The organism is Drancourtella sp. An57 (assembly GCF_002161525.1).
Taxonomy (GTDB): Bacteria; Bacillota; Clostridia; order Lachnospirales; family Lachnospiraceae; genus Sellimonas; species Sellimonas catena.
Genome location: NZ_NFHY01000017.1, coordinates 35832 through 54372 on the forward strand (window position 1 = coordinate 35832; position 18541 = coordinate 54372).

Here is an 18541-nt window from a genome sequence, read left to right on the forward strand (position 1 = left end):
CACAAACGTCAGCCATGATACTTCTGTCTGATTTCATCGTAGCTTAGCTCTCCTCCGAAAAGATCCAGAGCACTTCCCACGGTAAAATCCACCCTGTCTTTTCCTGCTTTCTGCAATATCCTTATATCCTCCATGGATGCAATTCCGCCGGCGTACGTCACAGGTATTTCGCCGGCTTTCTCCCATGTTCCAAGGATTCCGGCAAGCTCCTGATCGATTCCCGCAGAGCGTCCCTCCACGTCAACACCGTGAATCAGAAACTCGGCACAGAAACCGGCCAGCATATTCAAAAGTTCCCGGGTCACTTCAGTGTCCGTAAATTTCTGCCACCGGTCTGTGACAACCAGATATTTTCCATCTCGTTTTCTGCAGCTTAAATCCAGAACAATCCGCTCCTTTCCCACGGCATCTTTCAGCTGTTCCAGATGATCCCACCGGATCCGGCCGTCGGAAAAAACATAAGATGTAACAATGACATGACTCGCTCCCTCATCTAAATAATCTCCGGCATTATCCGCCCGGATACCGCCTCCGATCTGAAGTCCTCCGGGGAATGCCTGAAGGGCCCGAAGTGCCTGCTTTTTTGTCTCCTCAAAATACGGAGACGATGCCGGATTCAGAAGAATAACATGACCTCCATAAAGGCCGTCCTCCTGATATCTGCCCGCAAACCAGTCTGCCGGTTTATCCGCCACAAAATTGGTGCTGGCCCTGTCCCCCCGGTCGGTGAGGCTTCCTCCTACAATCTGTTTTACTTTGCCATTATGTATATCAATACAAGGACGGAACCGCATCTTTTTACCTCCCAACACTTTTTTACTTTACCACGTCAATTTATTTTCTTACATTAACACAGGTTCCTCTCTTCCGTCAAGCCAAATATCTCCTCCATAATCGCAGATAAGAGAGCCAAAAAGGCTCTCTTATCTGTCCATATCTGTTCTGCTGTTTCCATCCAGCGCATCTTCCACGCCATCTTTGATATCCCGGGCTCCGTCTTCGATACCATTTTTCAAGTCCTCGGCTCCGTCTTCCAGGGCGTCAGCTCCATTATTGATATCTTCCTCCAGCGTGTTCCCGGTATTGCTTCCGTTTGTCGCATCATTGACACGGTTTTCTCCTGAACATGCAGTCATACAGCCAAGCATGAACACACTCAGCAGAACAAGAGCGGCTCGTTTCCAAGATTTCATCTTTTTCCCTCCTGCAAATAGAATTTGCACTACTTACTATCTGCAGAAAATCAGATTTTATTCATGTGAGAATTAAAATGAAATCACATCGCTCATTTCATATCTTCCTGCCGGCTTCCCTGCCAGGAATTTTGCCGCTTCCAGTGCTCCTTTTCCGAACACGGCTTTGGAATAAGCGGTATGCTTAAACTCAATCACTTCATCCTCTCCCGCAAAGAGCACCTCGTGTTCCCCGACGATCGTTCCGCCGCGGACAGCCGAGATTCCGATCTCTCTTTTTTCCCTTGGCTTTCTCTCCTGACTTCTGTCAAAACAGTATGCGTACTGTGGATCCTGGGTCTCATTGATGGCATCGGCAAGTGCAAGCGCTGTTCCGCTTGGCGCGTCTACCTTTTTATTATGATGCTTTTCAACAATTTCAATATCATATCCTGCCGGGGCAAGGACTTTGGCAGCATCCTTCAAAAGACGCATCAGCAGATTGATGCCGAGAGACATATTGGCAGATTTAAGAACAGCCGTCTCTTTTGCCGCGTCTTCCACTTTCTGAAGCTGCTCTTCGGAAAGACCGGTCGTACAAAGCACTACCGGAAGTTTCTTTTCGCAGCAGGCTTCCAAAAGCCCTTCCACCGCTTTTGCGTTTGAAAAATCGATCACAACATCAGCTTCCACATCACAGTCTTTCAGGTTGTCAAATACCGGATAGGTATTTTCAATCCCGCGGAATGTATCAATTCCTGCCACAATCTGACAATTGCCGTCTTCTGCCGCGAGCCGGGTGATCACCTGTCCCATTTTCCCATTACAGCCATGCATAATTATTCTTACCATCTTCGCTCTTCTCCTTTCGCATATCCAAAGAGGGCGCCTTTCGGCTCCCTCTTTTCTTTTCCTGATTCTGTTAAGCCAGTTTCATTCCAAACTTTTTCATCTCTTCTGCAAGAGCCTGTTTGTGAGCCTCTTCCATCGGGGAAAGCGGCATTCTCAGACCTCCAACTTCTTTTCCAAGCAGATTCATCGCCGTCTTTACCGGAATCGGATTGACCTCGCAGAACAGTTTGTCGATCAGCGGCAACGCATCCAGCTGCATCTTCAGACTTCCTTTCAGATCGCCGTCAAAGAACTTCCGGCAGATGTCATGGGTGTACTCCGGTGCAATATTGGCAAGAACGGAGATGACTCCCTTGCCTCCAAGAGACAGAAGCGGGACGATCTGATCGTCATTGCCCGAATACAGATCCAGCTTTCCGTCCGTCAGCTGCATGATTTTCGCAATCTGGGAAATATTTCCTGATGCTTCTTTGATTGCCACGATGTTATCGATTTTGGCAAGCTCTGCTGCCGTCTCCGGTGCAATATTCAGACCGGTCCGGCTTGCTACGCTGTAGAGAATAATCGGCGCCTTCGCCTCATCGGCTACCGCCTTGTAATGGGCAACCAGTCCTTTCTGTGTCGCCTTGTTATAGTAAGGCGTTACAAGAAGCAGCGCATCCGCGCCGTACTCAACCGCTTCTCTTGACATTTCGATTGTCGTAAATGTCGCATTTGACCCCGTTCCTGCAATGACCGGGACTCTCTTTTTCACCTGCTGAATCGTAAATTTGATGCACTCCATATGCTCTTCTTCTGTCAACGTGGATGACTCACCGGTCGTACCACAGATAATAATCGCATCCGTCTTATGATCAATATGATACTCAATCAGTTCATCGAGCTTATCATAGTTTACGGAACCATCCGGTAAAAATGGTGTCACAATCGCTACACCTGACCCTGTAAATATCGACATAATATTACCTCCAACTCGTTTGTTTCCTTTTCACACTTTAGAACATTAAATCGTCATTACTGAAAGTTTATCACTATTCCCAACATGTGTCAAACATCAATTCAACGAGTCCTGCCAGCATTGGGTCCTTATTCTTCCTGGCATTCCAGCTTGCTTACCGACACTTCATAAGCGGTTCTTTTCTCTGTCTCCGTCTCCGATAATTTTTTTATATATTCCCGGCTCTGTACCCGTCCGAGAATATGTACATGCGCGCCGACTTCAAACGAGGAGGCAAACCTTGCGTTACGTCCCCAGCAGATACATGGAATATAGTCTGATTTCCCGTACGGTCGGTTGACGGCCAGCAGAAGGTCCGCAATTTCCCTTCCAAGCGGAGTCTTTCTGTATACCGGTGCTTTACAGATATAGCCGTCCAGAAAAATGCTGTTTGTCTTGACACCGTCCATATCCTCATCGCTCTCCACAAAGGACACTTCCCTTGCGAAGACGGACAGCACAAGTCTGTTTTTCTGTTCCTCATGCCGATTATAGGACCGGAACTGTCCCTGAACGATAATATACTCTCCCACATAATCCTGGGTCACATCGATCAGACGCTCAGAGATCATGACCGGGATCCGGTCCTCCGAGTTGCTCAGGCGCTTCACAAGCACTTCCATCGTGTAGAAGCCCTCTCCAAATACTTCGTGGCTGAATTCGAATGTTGTCGCCACCTGTCCCATAATCGTTACCTGGTTGTTTTCAATGATCTTATCTGACATGAAATGTAATTCTCCCTTCCTCTGATACGTAGTTTTTTATCTTTAATACTTTATGCCCCTCCTTGAAAGGATATGACCATTCCGGAAGATTTTCCATAAATTTCGATCGACATATTCCGATAAATATGGATAGAAATGCTTGTAAAATCCAAAAAATATGGTAGACTATATAAGTTGCTACATTATATAAGTAGAAAGAAGGATATAACGATATGAAAATAAAACGTGAAGATATTCGTAATATTGCCATTATCGCCCATGTAGACCACGGGAAAACAACTCTGGTTGACGAGCTTTTAAAACAGAGCGGCGTCTTCCGTGAGAATCAGGAAGTTGAAGAGCGTGTCATGGACTCCAATGACATCGAGCGTGAGCGCGGCATCACCATTCTTTCAAAAAATACAGCCGTACACTACAAAAATACGAAAATCAATATTATTGATACACCGGGACATGCCGATTTTGGCGGCGAGGTAGAACGTGTCCTCAAAATGGTAAACGGTGTTGTCCTTGTTGTAGACGCCTTTGAAGGGCCGATGCCGCAGACCAAATTCGTTCTGAAAAAAGCGCTGGAATTAAAGCTGCCGGTCATTGTCTGCATCAACAAAATCGACCGTCCGGAAGCACGTCCGGATGCAGTGATTGACGAGACACTGGAGCTCTTTATGGATCTGGACGCAGATGACAGCCAGCTGGACTGCCCGTTTGTGTACGCTTCTGCCAAAGGCGGGTACGCGATTCTGGAGCTGGATGACAAACCGGAAAATATGATCCCGCTTTTCGAGACGATTCTGGAATACATCCCTGCCCCGGAAGGAGATCCGGACGCCGCCACCCAGGTGCTCATCAGTACAATCGATTATAATGAATATGTGGGACGTATCGGTGTAGGAAAAGTTGACAATGGAACAATCCGGGTAAATCAGGATGTCATCGTTGTCAACCATCACGAGCCGGACAAGCAGAAACGGGTAAAAATCAGCAAGCTCTATGAGTTTGACGGTTTGAACAAAATCGAGGTCAAAGAGGCCGGAATCGGTTCTATTGTTGCCATTTCCGGTATCGCTGATATTTCCATCGGAGATACGATCTGCTCCCCGGAACATCCGGATCCGATCCCGTTCCAGAAAATTTCCGAGCCTACGATCTCCATGCAGTTCAAGGTTAACGACAGCCCGTTTGCAGGGCAGGAAGGAAAATTCGTAACTTCCCGTCATCTCCGCGACCGTCTGTTCCGTGAACTGAATACGGATGTCAGTCTCCGCGTGGAAGATACCGATGACATGGACAGCTTCAAAGTGTCCGGACGAGGCGAGCTCCATCTTTCCGTCCTGATCGAGAACATGCGACGCGAAGGCTACGAATTTGCTGTCAGCAAGGCAGAGGTTCTTTATAAAGAAGACGAAAACGGAAAACTGTTAGAGCCGATGGAGCTTGTCTACATCGATGTTCCGGACGAGTTTACCGGAACCGTCATTGACAAGCTGAGCCAGAGAAAGGGCGAACTCCGGAATATGGGAATGTCAAACGGTGCCTACACCAGACTGGAATTTTCCATCCCGTCCCGGGGCCTGATCGGATACCGCGGCGACTTTCTGACCGATACAAAGGGGAACGGAATCATGAACACTGCCTTTGACGGCTACGCTCCGTACAAAGGCGAAATTCAGTATCGTAAAAACGGTTCTCTGATCGCTTTCGAGACAGGCGAGGCTCTGACCTACGGTCTTTTCAATGCCCAGGAACGCGGAACATTATTTATCACTCCGGGGGAACGTGTCTATGCCGGAATGGTAGTCGGCCAGAATGCAAAGACCGATGATATCGAAATCAATGTCTGCCGGGCGAAGCACCTGACCAACACTCGTGCTTCCGGTTCTGATGACGCATTAAAACTCTCTCCTCCGCGTATCCTGAGTCTGGAGGAGGCGCTGGATTTCATTGATACAGATGAACTTCTGGAAGTGACTCCGAAGAGTCTCCGGATCCGTAAAAAGATTCTGGATTCCAGAATGCGCAGACGTGACAGCGCGAAAAAATAAAAGTGAATTATTCTGAGGTGTCTATATGGATTTTTTATGGTTTTTAGAAGGCATCCGGACTCCTGCAGGTAACGAATTCTTTCAGTTCGTTACCTGTTTTGGTCAGGAAACCTTTCTTCTTGCATTGATCTGCTGCTTTTACTGGTGCGTTAATAAAACATTCGCCTGTCAGCTGGGCCTGACCTATTTTTCATCCGGGCTTTTCGTACAGAGTATGAAGATTACGTTTCGGATTCCGCGTCCCTGGGTTTTGGACCCGGATTTTCCGCCGGTAAAGAGTGCCGTTTCCCATGCCACCGGTTATTCGTTTCCAAGCGGTCACACGCAAGGCGGCACCTGTCTGTTTGCTCCCCTTGCAATGAAAGCCGGAAACAGGATTCTGAAAGTGTTATTTACCGCAGCATTTCTTCTGATCGGTTTTTCAAGAATGTACCTGGGCGTCCATACACCCAAGGATGTGCTTGCTGCCCTGACAGTTTCCCTTGCCTTTTCCTGGTTTTTCTCCAGATTTTCTTCCAGGCTTTTTGACCATATCCGGACACTGTGTATCGTCCTGGCCATCTGTGCTTTTGCAGTGCTTCTTTACGCCTGTCTTCTAATGCACCTTGACCGGCTGGCTGTCAGATATGCCGCAGACTGTATCAAAGCCGCCGGAGCCGGACTTGGTTTCGCCGCAGGACTTTATCTGGAACAGACACGACTCCGGTTTTCCACCGCGGCACGCACCCGTACCGCACAGGCCATAAAACTGCTTGCAGGTCTTTTTTCCACACTCCTGTTCAAGCTGTTCCTCTCGGGCCTTGGCTCCGCCCTGCTCTGGAAAGCATTTGTTTACGCTTTCCTCGTTTTCTGGATTCTGTTTTTATATCCTGCCCTCTTTGTATTCGTCCAGAAAAAAGCATAGTTTTTTCATTCTATTGTTTGTGCTTCTCAGATTTTGTCAGTAAACTTATTACTTTTAATATTTTTTTTAGTTATTTATAATTGCATGTCCAAAGTCTTCGTAGTATAATAAGGGCAGGAATTCAAATCTATGATTTGAAAACAGATCTTCTGCCAGATTGAACTGCTTTCGCAGCCGGGCAGAAAATACAGGAAAAAGGAGTTGGGCTTATGAAATTTATTATCAGAGGAAAAAATATCGATGTGACGCCTGCTTTAAAGGAAACAATCGAACACAAACTTGGAAAGTTGGAAAGATATTTCACTCCTGAAACCGAGATACACGTTACACTCAGTGTGGAAAGGGAAGAGCAGAAAATTGAAGTCACTATCCCTCTCAAGGGAAATATTATCCGCTCCGAACAGTCCAGCAACGATATGTATGTTTCTATCGACCTTGTCGAAGAGATCATCGAACGTCAGCTCCGCAAATATAAAAACAAGCTGGTTGAAAAACATCAGGCTGGTGTGGATTTCAGCAAATCATTTGTGGAAGATCATGATCACGACAGCGTGGAAGACGATTCTATTCAGATTATCCGTACAAAACGCTTTGGTATCAAACCAATGTTTCCGGAAGACGCATGCATTCAGATGGAACTTCTCGGTCATAATTTCTATGTATTTACCAACGCTGAGACAGATGAAGTCAATGTTGTATACAAGAGAAAGAATAATACTTACGGTTTGATCGAACCGGAATTCCAGTAGTATTATAAAAGCAAGGGGCTGTAAAACACAGCCCCTTCCCTATTTCTCAAACAGCATCGTTTCTCCCTTATGCACTGCGAAAAAGCACTCTTCGCCCCACTCCAGTTTCGCCTGTCCGTTTGTCCCTTCTGTCAGCTCTTTTTCCATTTTTCCCTTTTCTCTGTAAGGAATCAGACACTCCATGCTGACAGCTTCCGTATACCGGGTGTCCAGAACATGAATCCCATTCTGGGCAAGGATGTACTGGATCTTCCCCAGTCCGGTATATTCAGTCCGGATTTTCAGTTTAATCCCTCGTTTTCTGGTAATAATAGCACTTGCAAGAAGTCCCTCTTTTGCTGCTCCGGAGTAGGCCCTGACAAGCCCGCCGGTTCCAAGAAGCGTTCCTCCAAAATAACGGGTCACGACAATCACGGAGTCATGGATGTCCTCTCCTGTCAATACATCGAGAATCGGCTTCCCGGCGGTTCCTCCCGGCTCTCCATCATCACTGAAACGCTGCAGTTCAAACCGCTCTCCCAGAACATAGGCATAGCAGTTGTGCGTAGCATTGTAATGCTTTTTCCGGATGCTCTCTATAAATTCCAGTGCCTCTTCCTCCGTGTCAATATGGGAAACCGCCGCCAAAAAACGAGATCTCTTTTCAACAATTTCCGCTTCCCCGTTTTCAAGCACTGTCCTGTATTCTTCGACCATGTTCGTTCCTCCTGTATCTTCTTTTCTACTATAACAGGAATTTCAACATTTTCAAAACTTTTTCTTAAATTTTTATCAGCGAATACTGAAGATTGCATTTTTTTCTTTATTTCAATATTGAAATTTGCTATAATGGTTTGGTATAAAAGGAGGCATATGCTCATGAACTATGGTAGAAAAAAGGCTGCTAAGAAACGAAAAGACATTACCTCAAAATCAAAACTGAAAAAGAAACGTCTCGGCGTACGGATCTTCAAAGGAGTTCTTCTGACGCTCCTGCTTCTTGTCGTAGCCGGATGTGTGGGCGGCGGAATTTTTATCAAAAAAGTCATCAATGATGCCCCGGATGTCACCCCGGAAGACGTAAAGCCGACAGGATATACTTCCGTTATTTACGCGTCGGATAATAAGACCGAAACCGAGCGGCTGACCTCAGCCGGTTCCAACCGTGTTTATAAGACAATCGACGAGATTCCAAAGGATCTTCAGCATGCTTTTGTTGCAATCGAGGACGAGCGTTTTTATGAGCATAACGGTATCGATCCAAAAGGTATCATCCGTGCAGGAATCATCGGTATCACCACCGGAGATTTTTCTCAAGGCGCATCGACCCTGACACAGCAGCTGATCAAAAATAATATTTTTGACTTCATGTCGGAAGATACGTTCTTTGACAGACTGGAACGTAAAATTCAGGAACAGTATCTTGCACTCAAGCTTGAAAAGCAGATGTCAAAAAGCGAAATCATGGAAAACTATCTGAATACCATCAACCTTGGCCAGAATACACTCGGGGTACAGGCTGCTTCCCAGCGGTACTTTAACAAGGATGTGTCTCAGCTGACTCTTTCGGAATGCGCGGTCATCGCTGCGATTACCCAGAGTCCAAGTTATTACAATCCTATTACACATCCTGACAACAATGCGAAACGCCGCGAGCAGGTTCTCGACAACATGCTTGATCAGGGATATATTTCCCAGGAGGCGCATGATGAAGCACTGGCGGATGATGTATATTCCCGTATTCAGAATGTCAATACGAACATCACACAGAGCACCACTCCGCAGAGCTATTTTGTGGACGCTTTGACAGAACAGATTCTGAATGATCTGGAAGATCCGGATATCGGACTTGGCTACAGCGAAACTCAGGCCTACAATACATTATATAAAGGCGGATTGAGTATTTATTCCACACAGGATCTGGAAATCCAGGGAATCTGTGACCAGATCGTCAACGATGACAGCAATTATCCTTCCAACATAGAGTATGGACTGTCCTATGCTCTGACTGTTACCCGTGCCGATGGGACACAGGAAAACTACAGTTCCGGACATATCAAGCAGTTCCGGAATATGAAATACGGACTGACTTTTGATTCGGAGGAAGAAGCGTACCAGGTGATCGAAGAATTTAAGGCTTCTATTGCTCAGGAGGGGGACACATATGATGAAGTAATCGATCTGTCACCGCAGCCTCAGGCATCAGTGACCGTCATTGATCAGGCTACCGGACAGATCAAGGCCATGGTCGGCGGCCGTGGAACCAAGTCCTCCAGCATGAGTCTGAACCGTGCATACACCGGATCTACAAGACAGCCTGGTTCCTGCTTTAAGATTCTGTCTACCTACGCTCCTGCCCTTGACAGCGCCGGTGAAACACTGGCAACAATCATCAAGGATGAACCTTATGAATACGCGGATGGTACTCCGGTATCCAACTGGTGGGGCGATTATTACCGCGGTGATATGACCATGCGGGAGGCGATTGAGCAGTCCGCCAATATCTGCGCTGTCAAGACACTGACAGAGATTACGCCGCAGCTTGGCTTTACCTACTGTCAGAACTTTGGACTCTCCACTCTGGTTGAAAGCCGGACTACAGATGAGGGTCAGGTATTTACAGATATTCACCAGTCTCTTGCCCTTGGCGGTATCACAGACGGTGTGTATAACTACGAAATGTGTGCGGCATACGCCGCAATCGCAAACGGCGGTGTTTACCAGGAGCCGATCATGTACACCAAGATTCTGGATCATGACGGCAATGTCCTGCTCGACCGTACTCAAACACAGGAAAAGCGTACTGTCCTGAAAGAATCCACCGCATATCTTCTGACAAGCGCAATGGAAGGCGTTCTGACAGAAGGAACCGGTACTCCGGCCCGTCTTTCCAATATGGCAGCTGCCGGTAAGACCGGTACAACATCCAACAACGTTGATCTCTGGTTTGCAGGTTACACTCCATATTATACCTGTACGATCTGGACCGGTTATGATGACAATACACCGCTCGCAGATCAGGAGTGGAATTACCATCTAAGAATGTGGAAAAAGATCATGGATCAGATCAATACAACAAAAGGTCTTTCCTACACAGACTTCGAAACACCGGACTCTGTTGTTGAGCGGACTGTCTGCACAAGCACCGGTAAACTTGCTGTATCCGGATGTCCTTCTGTGACAGAATATTTTGACAAAGATACCGCACCTACCGAAAGCTGTTCCGGACACAGAACCACACGGCGTTCTACGAGCAGTAATTCTGAAAGCTCAGACAGTTCTGATCAGTCAGAAGACAGCCAGTCTTCCGAAAGTTCCGACAGCAGTAATTCTTCGGACAGTGAATCCTCTTCCGACAGCGGAGACAGCGCTTCCGAGTAGATAGTTCCGGACAAAAAACGCAGCATTAAGGCCCCTGCAGCAGATATGATCTGCCGCAGAGGCCTTCTTTATGTTCTGTTATTCAGATGATTAATCTAAAACGAGTTTTGCCGCTCCGCAGATCCCCGCATCATTTTCAAGCTCCGCAAGTGTAAATTTCACGTCGCGGTCAGCAAAAAACGCTCTCTCCTGATATGGCTTTTTGATGTACGGGAGAAGCACTTCTCCTGCCTTGGATACCCCGCCTCCGATCACGATGGCAGCCGGATCTACTGCAGCCGCAAGATTTGCGAGCGCATATCCCAGATATGTTCCAAACTCCACAGCAATCTCATCGGCAACTTCATCTCCTGCTTTTACCGCATCAAAGACGGTCTTTGCGTTGACCGGTCCTTTTCTCAACAAAGTCTCCCTGTCAGTGGAATCCAGCTTTTTCTTTGCAAGACGTGTAATTCCTGTCGCAGATGCGTACTGCTCCAGACATCCATGATTTCCGCATCCACAGCTGTCCGTTTCCTCGTAGTTGACACAGAGATGACCGATCTCACCGCCGGCTCCATGTTCCCCTGTCAGGATCTTTCCATTAATCAGGATTCCTCCTCCGACACCGGTTCCCAGCGTGACCATAATCATATTTTTACAGCCTCGTCCGCCGCCGAGCCACATTTCTCCAAGTGCTGCCACATTGGCGTCATTGCCTGTAGCAGTACGGATTCCTGTCAGCTCCTCCATCTCTTCTTTCACATTTTTATATTCCCATCCAAGATTTGCCGTTGCCTTTACAACTCCGTCTTCTGTAATCGGAGCCGGGACCCCGATTCCGATTCCGGCCACATTCTCTTTCGGAATTCCATTCTTTTCCAGACTGTTCAAAAGAGATTTGGCAATATCCGGAAGAATCCTGCAGCCTTTCTCTTCCGTTCTGGTTTTTATCTCCCATTTTTCCCGAATGTTTCCGTCTTCCTGAAATAATCCGATCTTGACGGTGGTACCTCCTATATCAACTCCAAAACAATAATTCATCTCTGTTCTTTCCTTCCTCTTATTTTGCCAGACTTTCCTGTACACGTCTGTATAACTCTTCTGCCGCATTATACCCCATCTGTTTCTGTCTGTGGTTGACAGCCGCTGATTCCACAATGATCGCCAGATTTCTTCCCGGACGGATCGGAATCGAATGGCATACGACTTTATTTCCGAGAAATTCTGTATATTCCTCTTTCAGTCCAAGACGGTCGTACTCCCGGTTCTTGTCCCACTCTTCCATATTGATCACGAGATCGATCGTCTGTGTCTCTCTGACGCTCTGTACACCAAACAGACTCTTGACATCGACAATACCGATTCCGCGAAGCTCGATAAAATGTCTGGTGATATCGGGAGCTTTTCCAACCAGAGTATCATCGCTGACTTTCCGGATTTCAACAACATCGTCTGTCACAAGACGATGGCCGCGGTTAATCAGTTCCAGTGCTGCTTCACTCTTTCCGATACCGCTCTCACCCATCATCAGAACACCAACTCCATATACATCAACCAGTACCCCGTGAATAGAAATGCATGGAGCCAGTTCCACATTCAGCCAACGGATCACTTCCGCAGTAAAGGCAGAGGTCTGTTTACAGGACTGAAAAATCGGCACTTTCATTTCATTGGCCATCTCAAGAAACATCGCATCCGGCTCCATATTCCGGCAGTATACAATACATGGAATTCCATAGGAGAGAAGCTGCGCATACATCTCTTTCTTCTTCTCATCTGACAGTGTTTCCAGATACGTATACTCCACATATCCGATAATCTGGACACGCTCAGAATCAAAATGGTCAAAATATCCCGTCAGCTGCAATGCCGGACGGTTGATATCCGGAACCTGAATTTCCGACTGGGTCAGGTCCAGATCCGGAGTCAGATTCTTCAGGTTCATCTTCTCAATTAGTTTTTCAAGCTTCACACCCATATTTGTTCTCCTTTATTTTCTCAGTTAAAATCATTTTGTGAATAGTATATCATATCAGTGGAAAAAATTGTACACGTCTCTGGCAGATTTTTCATTCATGGTAGGAAGTTTTTTCAGATCTTCGATTTCCGCCTGCCGGATCGCATCCAGACTCTGAAAATGTTTCATCAGATCTTTTCTCCGCTTCGGTCCCACTCCCGGAATATCATCCAGAATCGAGTGAACCTGCCCCTGTCCCCGCAGTTTCCGGTGAAATTCGATGGCAAACCGGTGAGCCTCATCCTGTACACGTGTAATCAGTTTAAACGCCTCTGAATCTGCCCGGATTGGGAGTTCTTCATCGTGGTAATAAAGTCCTCTCGTGCGGTGCCTGTCATCCTTCACCATGCCGCAGACCGGTATGCTGATATGCAGCTCCTCCAGCACTTCCTCCGCGATATGCACCTGTCCCTTGCCGCCGTCCATCAGAATCAGATCAGGAAAGACAGTAAAACTTCCGAACTCTTTTCCTTCTTCTTTTTCCTGCAGTCCATGTGTGAACCGCCTTGTCAGCACTTCCCGCATACTTGCGTAATCGTCCGCTCCCACTACGCCCTTGATACGGAACTTCCGGTAGTCGCTTCTCTTCGGTTTTCCATCCTCGTAGACTACCATGGAACCAACCGATGCAAACCCGTTCGTATTGGAGATGTCAAACGCCTCCATCCTGCGGATTCCTGTAACACCGATAATTCCCTCCAGTTCCCGGACTGCTCCTGTAGTTCTGTTGGCTTCCCGGATCAGGTGTTCTTTATCTTTTGCAAGTACCATCGCCGCATTTTTCTGCGCCAGTTCACAAAGTTTTTCCTTCTCGCCCTTTTTCGGCACTGTAAAGGTTACTTTGTGTCCTCTTCTGCGAGTCATCCATTCCATCAGTATATCTGCTTCATCCAGTTCGTACGGAAGCAGCAGTTCTCTTGGAATATACGGTGTCCCGGCATAAAACTGCTTGATAAAGCTCGTCAGGATCTCCGCCTTTGTTTCGTCCGGATCGGTCCGCAGATAAAAATGATCCCGTCCGATCAGGCGGCCTCCACGTATGAAGAAGACCTGTACCACAGCATCCCCCTCTTCCCTTGCAACCGCCAGAACATCCCGGTCTTCTCCCGGTTTTCCCGCATCGGTGATCTTCTGCTTTTCCGAAATCTTCTTGACACTTCCGATCAGCTCCCGGTACTCGATTGCCTTTTCAAATTCCATCTGCCCGGATGCTTCCATCATCTTTTCTTCCAGTTCTTTCAGAATCCCGTCATAATGCCCGGATAAAAATTTCACGACCTCGTCAATGGACTCCCTGTACTGTTCGCTGGAAATATATCCCTGGCACGGAGCATCACACTGTTTGATGTGGTAGTACAGACACGGACGTTCTTTCCCGATATCTCTCGGCAGATTTCTGCTGCAGCTTCTTAAATGATACAGCTTTCTTACCATATCAATGATATCCTTCACCGCCTGAGAACTCGTAAACGGTCCAAAATACTTTGCCTTATCCTTTGCCTGCCTGCGCACCATCATAATCCGCGGGAACGGTTCCTGGACGGTCACCTTGATAAAGGGATATGTCTTATCGTCCATCAGCATGGTATTGTACTTCGGCCTGTGTTCCTTGATCAGATTACATTCCAGTACCAGAGCTTCCAGTTCCGAATCTGTGACAATGTATTCAAACCGCCGGATGTGCGTGACCATCTGCTCGATCTTGACGCCCTTATTTCTGCTGCTCTGAAAATACTGCCTCACCCGGTTTTTCAGGCTGATGGCTTTTCCCACGTAGATGATCTCGTCCTTCTCATCATGCATCAGATAAACTCCAGGCTTTGCCGGCAGTTTTTTCAGTTCTTCTTCAATTACAAACATCGCTTCACCTCTTTAACCCCATCTATTTTAGCAAAAGAACAGCGTATGGACAATCCCCATACGCTGAATTCCTGTCTTTATTCTTCTGTCGGTCCAAAGCCTGTGCTTTCTTCCTCGTTTGCAGTCTCCTCCGGTGCCTGAACAGCTTCTTCGATCTCCGGATGATCCGGAAATTCTACCGGCTTCATTGCGATCCGTTCCTCTTTTTTGACTTCCCCTTCGGACACTCCTTTGACCTCGTGGAAGATCTTCATAAACTCTTTTCCGGTAATCGTCTCTTTCTCGATCAGGAACGCTGCAATCTTGTCAAGTGCTTCCCTGTTCTCCATCAGAAGACGTTTTGCTTCATCGTAGGCAACCTTCAGCATCTGCATGACCTCAGAGTCAATCTCAGCCGCTGTCGCCTCACCGCAGTTCATGACTGCCCTTCCGTCAAGGTACCGGTTCTGGATGGATTCCAGTCCGATCAGGCCGAACTTCTCGGACATACCATACTGGGTAATCATCGCTCTGGCAACCTTGGTCGCCTTCTCGATATCATTGGAAGCTCCTGTCGTAACCGTATCAAATACGATCTCCTCCGCAGCACGTCCGGCAAGAAGCCCTACCAGCATCGCCTCAAGTTCCTTCTTGGTGTTGAGGAATTTCTCTTCCTCCGGTGTCTGCATGACATATCCAAGCGCACCCATCGTACGCGGAACAATCGTGATCTTCTGAACCGGCTCGGAATCCTTCTGAAGCGCACTCACAAGTGCATGTCCCACCTCATGGTAGGAAACAATCCTGCGCTCTTCCTGGCTCATGATCCGGTCTTTCTTTTCCTTTCCTACAAGAACCACTTCCACGGCCTCAAAAAGGTCGGACTGACTCACCGCGTGACGTCCATGCTTTACTGCATTAATCGCCGCTTCATTGATCATATTCGCAAGATCTGATCCTACCGCGCCGCTCGTCGCAAGTGCGATCTCCTCCAGATTAACGCTCTCGTCCATCCGCACATCCTTTGCATGTACTTTCAGGATATCAACACGGCCTTTCAGATCCGGTCTTTCCACAATAATCCGGCGGTCAAACCGTCCCGGTCTTAACAGAGCCGGGTCCAGAATCTCCGGACGGTTCGTTGCTGCCAGTAGAAGAAGACCTTTGTTTGTATCAAATCCATCCATCTCCGCCAGCAGCTGATTCAGTGTCTGTTCACGCTCATCGTTTCCCCCGAGCTGCGAATCCCTGCTTTTTCCGATGGCATCGATCTCATCGATAAAAATAATACACGGCGCCATCTGCTGTGCCTGTTTAAACAGATCCCTTACACGGGATGCTCCGACTCCGACATACATTTCCACAAACGCAGAACCCGACAGAGAGAAAAACGGCACATTCGCCTCTCCTGCCACTGCCTTTGCAAGCAGCGTCTTACCTGTTCCCGGAGGGCCTACCAGAAGCGCTCCTTTCGGAAGCTTCGCTCCGACTCCCGTGTATTTGCCCGGATTGTGAAGGAAATCTACCACTTCCTGCAGAGACTCTTTCGCCTCATCCTGACCGGCTACATCACGAAATGTTACGCCCGTGGTCTTTTCCACATACATCTTGGCATTGCTCTTTCCAATCCCCATCATGCCCCCGCTGCTTTTGGATACTCGCCGCATCAGGAAACTGAGCAGAATAAATACTAGCGCAAACGGAAGAATGACACTGAATACAAGATTTAAAATCATCATGGATGTCGAATCCGGAATCGTCCTGCTGACCTCAACTCCCGCTTCCTCCAGCTTATTGTACATTTCCGGATCATCTACAATCCCGGTATAATACTCTACCTGAGATCCGGTATTAAACTGTGTAAACCAGTTACTGCCCTGAGTGAGTGTATCCTGTCCGTCACTGCTTCCCGACTGGGATTCCTGCTGCTTTTCCGCTTCCGTTTTCGGTATGATCGTAATCTTTTCCGAGTCAATAGTGACTTCCCTGACTTCGCCCTGTTCCACCATATCCATAAATTTCGTATAGGAAATCTCCTGAGATGGCGTGTCCTGCATGAGCTGATAGAGAAACATGACAAAAACAGCAGCAATTATTGTGGTTATAATAATAATCCCATAATTCTGCCGATTATTGTTATCGTTCTTTTTATTATTCTGATTGTCCATTCTTTTCCTCCTACATGCTATCTATTTTATTATAAGTTTGATCTTCATACAAATCAATAAAAACATTGTGAAATTTTAGTGAGGATCCAGCTTCCTTTTCTACATATTAAATATTGTAAAATTCCCGTAAATTGTAGTATACTATTCAGGTAGTATTTTCAAAATATAGGACAAGAAATAAATTTTTGCGAAGGAATGGTTTGTGTATGAAAATAGGATTTGATAATGACAAATATCTCCATATGCAGTCTGAGCATATCCGTGAACGGATCAGTCATTTTGACAACAAGCTGTATCTGGAGTTTGGTGGAAAACTCTTTGATGATTTCCATGCTTCCCGTGTTCTTCCGGGATTTCAGCCGGACAGCAAGTTAAGGCTCTTAAAACAGCTTTCCGATACGGCTGAGATCGTCATCGTCATCAGTGCCGGTGACATTGAAAAAAACAAGGTCCGCGGAGATCTTGGTATCACCTACGATGATGATGTACTCCGCCTGAAAAGCGCCTTTGAAGAAAACGGTCTCTATGTCGGCAGCGTTGTCATCACGCAGTACAGCGGCCAGAAGAGCGCGGATCTCTTCCGCCACCGTCTTGAAAACATGGGAATCCGTGTCTACACTCATTATATTATTGAAGGATATCCGTCCAATATTCCTTTGATCGTGAGCGATGAGGGATATGGAAGAAATGATTATATTGAGACATCCAGACCGCTGGTAGTCATCACTGCCCCTGGACCTGGAAGCGGAAAAATGGCGACCTGCCTTTCCCAGCTCTATCACGAGAACAAACGCGGAATCCGGGCCGGCTACGCAAAATTCGAGACATTCCCGATCTGGAACATTCCGCTGAAACATCCGGTGAACCTCGCGTATGAAGCAGCTACAGCTGACTTAAATGATGTCAATATGATTGACCCGTTCCATCTGGAAGCATACGGAAAGACTACTGTCAACTATAACCGTGACGTGGAGATCTTCCCGGTTCTGAATGCCATGTTCGAGCAGATCTTTGGAGAGAGCCCGTACAAGTCACCGACCGACATGGGTGTCAATATGGCTGGAAACTGTATCTGTGATGACGAAGTCTGCCAGGAAGCATCCCGCCAGGAAATCATCCGCCGATACTATCAGGCAAAATGTGATCTTCTGCAGGGAGATATCCCGGACTCCGAGGTCTTCAAACTGGAGCTTCTGATGAAACAGGCACATGTCACCATCCATGATCGCCGTGTTGTTGACGCAGCACTTTCCCGTGCCGAGAGCACCGGAGCTGCCGCTGCTGCTATCGAGCTTCCGGACGGAAAGATCATGACAGGAAAGACTTCCAACCTGCTCGGACCTTCCGCGGCACTGATCCTGAATGCCCTCAAGGAGCTTGCCGGTATTGATCACGACCTCCATGTGATCTCTCCGACTGCCATTGAACCGATTCAGAAAGTGAAAACACAGTATCTTGGAAGCAAGAACCCTCGTCTTCACATTGACGAGATTCTGATCGCCCTTTCCATTTCGTCTGCTGCCAATCCGGCTGCACAGCATGCGATGGAGCAGCTCCCGAAACTGAAAGGATGTCAGGTACACACCTCTGTCATGCTTTCTTCTGTAGATATTAAGCTTTTCAAAAAGCTTGGCATTCAACTGACATGCGAGCCAAAATATGAACACGATCCGATCTATTAGTTTCAGAAATATACAAAACCCGGACATCTGGTCCGGGTTTTTCTGTATCTGC

The 18541-nt window shown here is 47.3% G+C and carries 15 protein-coding genes; 5 read left to right on the forward strand and 10 right to left on the reverse strand.

Annotated features, from left to right (window positions below; genetic code table 11):
- Positions 1-8 precede the first annotated feature (8 nt).
- From hisA to B5G11_RS13200, 5 genes are all read right to left on the reverse strand, one after another.
- Positions 9-794 carry a phosphoribosylformimino-5-aminoimidazole carboxamide ribotide isomerase gene (gene hisA, locus B5G11_RS13180; protein WP_087254553.1) on the reverse strand — a complete coding sequence of 262 codons (786 nt, stop codon included), beginning with the start codon at positions 792-794 and terminating at the stop codon, positions 9-11.
- Between the two features lie 129 nt (positions 795-923).
- On the reverse strand, positions 924-1193 hold the full coding sequence (locus B5G11_RS13185) for a hypothetical protein (RefSeq protein WP_087254556.1): 270 nt from the start codon (positions 1191-1193) through the stop codon (positions 924-926).
- 72 nt (positions 1194-1265) lie between these two features.
- A complete protein-coding gene (gene dapB / locus B5G11_RS13190) occupies positions 1266-2024 on the reverse strand; it encodes a 4-hydroxy-tetrahydrodipicolinate reductase (RefSeq protein WP_087254559.1) in 759 nt (252 codons plus the stop codon).
- Positions 2025-2094: 70 nt separating this feature from the next.
- Positions 2095-2982 (reverse strand): 4-hydroxy-tetrahydrodipicolinate synthase, encoded by an 888-nt coding sequence (gene dapA, locus B5G11_RS13195; RefSeq protein ID WP_087167490.1) that lies wholly within the window; start codon positions 2980-2982, stop codon positions 2095-2097.
- Between the two features lie 128 nt (positions 2983-3110).
- Positions 3111-3746 (reverse strand): single-stranded DNA-binding protein, encoded by a 636-nt coding sequence (locus B5G11_RS13200; protein WP_087167491.1) that lies wholly within the window; start codon positions 3744-3746, stop codon positions 3111-3113.
- Positions 3747-3958: 212 nt separating this feature from the next.
- Between B5G11_RS13200 and typA the strand changes: the two genes are divergently transcribed.
- From typA to raiA, 3 genes are all read left to right on the forward strand, one after another.
- Positions 3959-5788, forward strand: coding sequence for a translational GTPase TypA (typA, locus tag B5G11_RS13205; RefSeq protein ID WP_087254562.1), 1830 nt, complete (start codon positions 3959-3961; stop codon positions 5786-5788).
- 25 nt (positions 5789-5813) lie between these two features.
- Positions 5814-6692 carry a phosphatase PAP2 family protein gene (locus tag B5G11_RS13210; protein ID WP_087254565.1) on the forward strand — a complete coding sequence of 293 codons (879 nt, stop codon included), beginning with the start codon at positions 5814-5816 and terminating at the stop codon, positions 6690-6692.
- A 209-nt stretch (positions 6693-6901) separates the two neighbouring features.
- A complete protein-coding gene (gene raiA, locus B5G11_RS13215) occupies positions 6902-7441 on the forward strand; it encodes a ribosome-associated translation inhibitor RaiA (protein WP_087167494.1) in 540 nt (179 codons plus the stop codon).
- A 39-nt stretch (positions 7442-7480) separates the two neighbouring features.
- On the opposite strand, the gene B5G11_RS13220 is transcribed toward raiA, so the two are convergent.
- A complete protein-coding gene (locus B5G11_RS13220) occupies positions 7481-8137 on the reverse strand; it encodes a YigZ family protein (protein WP_087254568.1) in 657 nt (218 codons plus the stop codon).
- 162 nt (positions 8138-8299) lie between these two features.
- Between B5G11_RS13220 and B5G11_RS13225 the strand changes: the two genes are divergently transcribed.
- Positions 8300-10801 (forward strand): PBP1A family penicillin-binding protein, encoded by a 2502-nt coding sequence (locus tag B5G11_RS13225; protein WP_087254571.1) that lies wholly within the window; start codon positions 8300-8302, stop codon positions 10799-10801.
- A 90-nt stretch (positions 10802-10891) separates the two neighbouring features.
- Here the strand turns inward: B5G11_RS13225 and B5G11_RS13230 are convergent, their stop codons facing one another.
- The 4 genes from B5G11_RS13230 to ftsH form a co-directional block, all read right to left on the reverse strand.
- Positions 10892-11824, reverse strand: coding sequence for an ROK family glucokinase (locus B5G11_RS13230; protein WP_087167497.1), 933 nt, complete (start codon positions 11822-11824; stop codon positions 10892-10894).
- Between the two features lie 19 nt (positions 11825-11843).
- Positions 11844-12761, reverse strand: a complete 918-nt coding sequence (gene hprK / locus B5G11_RS13235) for an HPr(Ser) kinase/phosphatase (protein WP_087167498.1) — start codon at positions 12759-12761, stop codon at positions 11844-11846.
- Between the two features lie 54 nt (positions 12762-12815).
- Complete coding sequence (gene uvrC / locus B5G11_RS13240; RefSeq protein WP_087167499.1) at positions 12816-14660, reverse strand: excinuclease ABC subunit UvrC; 1845 nt, start codon at positions 14658-14660, stop codon at positions 12816-12818.
- 77 nt (positions 14661-14737) lie between these two features.
- Positions 14738-16807, reverse strand: a complete 2070-nt coding sequence (gene ftsH, locus B5G11_RS13245) for an ATP-dependent zinc metalloprotease FtsH (RefSeq protein ID WP_087254574.1) — start codon at positions 16805-16807, stop codon at positions 14738-14740.
- A gap of 206 nt (positions 16808-17013) precedes the next feature.
- Here ftsH and B5G11_RS13250 point away from each other — a divergent pair, with 206 nt between their 5' ends.
- A complete protein-coding gene (locus tag B5G11_RS13250; RefSeq protein WP_087167501.1) occupies positions 17014-18489 on the forward strand; it encodes a DUF1846 domain-containing protein in 1476 nt (491 codons plus the stop codon).
- Positions 18490-18541: the final 52 nt, after the last annotated feature.

Coding starts and splice junctions, on each gene's coding strand:
- dapB (WP_087254559.1), bottom strand. CDS start 2,024: ATGGTAAGAATAATTATGCATGGCTGTAATGGGAAAATGGGACAGGTG.
- uvrC (WP_087167499.1), bottom strand. CDS start 14,660: ATGTTTGTAATTGAAGAAGAACTGAAAAAACTGCCGGCAAAGCCTGGA.
- B5G11_RS13210 (WP_087254565.1), top strand. CDS start 5,814: ATGGATTTTTTATGGTTTTTAGAAGGCATCCGGACTCCTGCAGGTAAC.
- B5G11_RS13200 (WP_087167491.1), bottom strand. CDS start 3,746: ATGTCAGATAAGATCATTGAAAACAACCAGGTAACGATTATGGGACAG.
- B5G11_RS13230 (WP_087167497.1), bottom strand. CDS start 11,824: ATGAATTATTGTTTTGGAGTTGATATAGGAGGTACCACCGTCAAGATC.
- B5G11_RS13250 (WP_087167501.1), top strand. CDS start 17,014: ATGAAAATAGGATTTGATAATGACAAATATCTCCATATGCAGTCTGAG.
- B5G11_RS13225 (WP_087254571.1), top strand. CDS start 8,300: ATGAACTATGGTAGAAAAAAGGCTGCTAAGAAACGAAAAGACATTACC.
- typA (WP_087254562.1), top strand. CDS start 3,959: ATGAAAATAAAACGTGAAGATATTCGTAATATTGCCATTATCGCCCAT.
- hisA (WP_087254553.1), bottom strand. CDS start 794: ATGCGGTTCCGTCCTTGTATTGATATACATAATGGCAAAGTAAAACAG.
- B5G11_RS13220 (WP_087254568.1), bottom strand. CDS start 8,137: ATGGTCGAAGAATACAGGACAGTGCTTGAAAACGGGGAAGCGGAAATT.
- raiA (WP_087167494.1), top strand. CDS start 6,902: ATGAAATTTATTATCAGAGGAAAAAATATCGATGTGACGCCTGCTTTA.
- dapA (WP_087167490.1), bottom strand. CDS start 2,982: ATGTCGATATTTACAGGGTCAGGTGTAGCGATTGTGACACCATTTTTA.
- hprK (WP_087167498.1), bottom strand. CDS start 12,761: ATGGGTGTGAAGCTTGAAAAACTAATTGAGAAGATGAACCTGAAGAAT.
- B5G11_RS13185 (WP_087254556.1), bottom strand. CDS start 1,193: ATGAAATCTTGGAAACGAGCCGCTCTTGTTCTGCTGAGTGTGTTCATG.
- ftsH (WP_087254574.1), bottom strand. CDS start 16,807: ATGGACAATCAGAATAATAAAAAGAACGATAACAATAATCGGCAGAAT.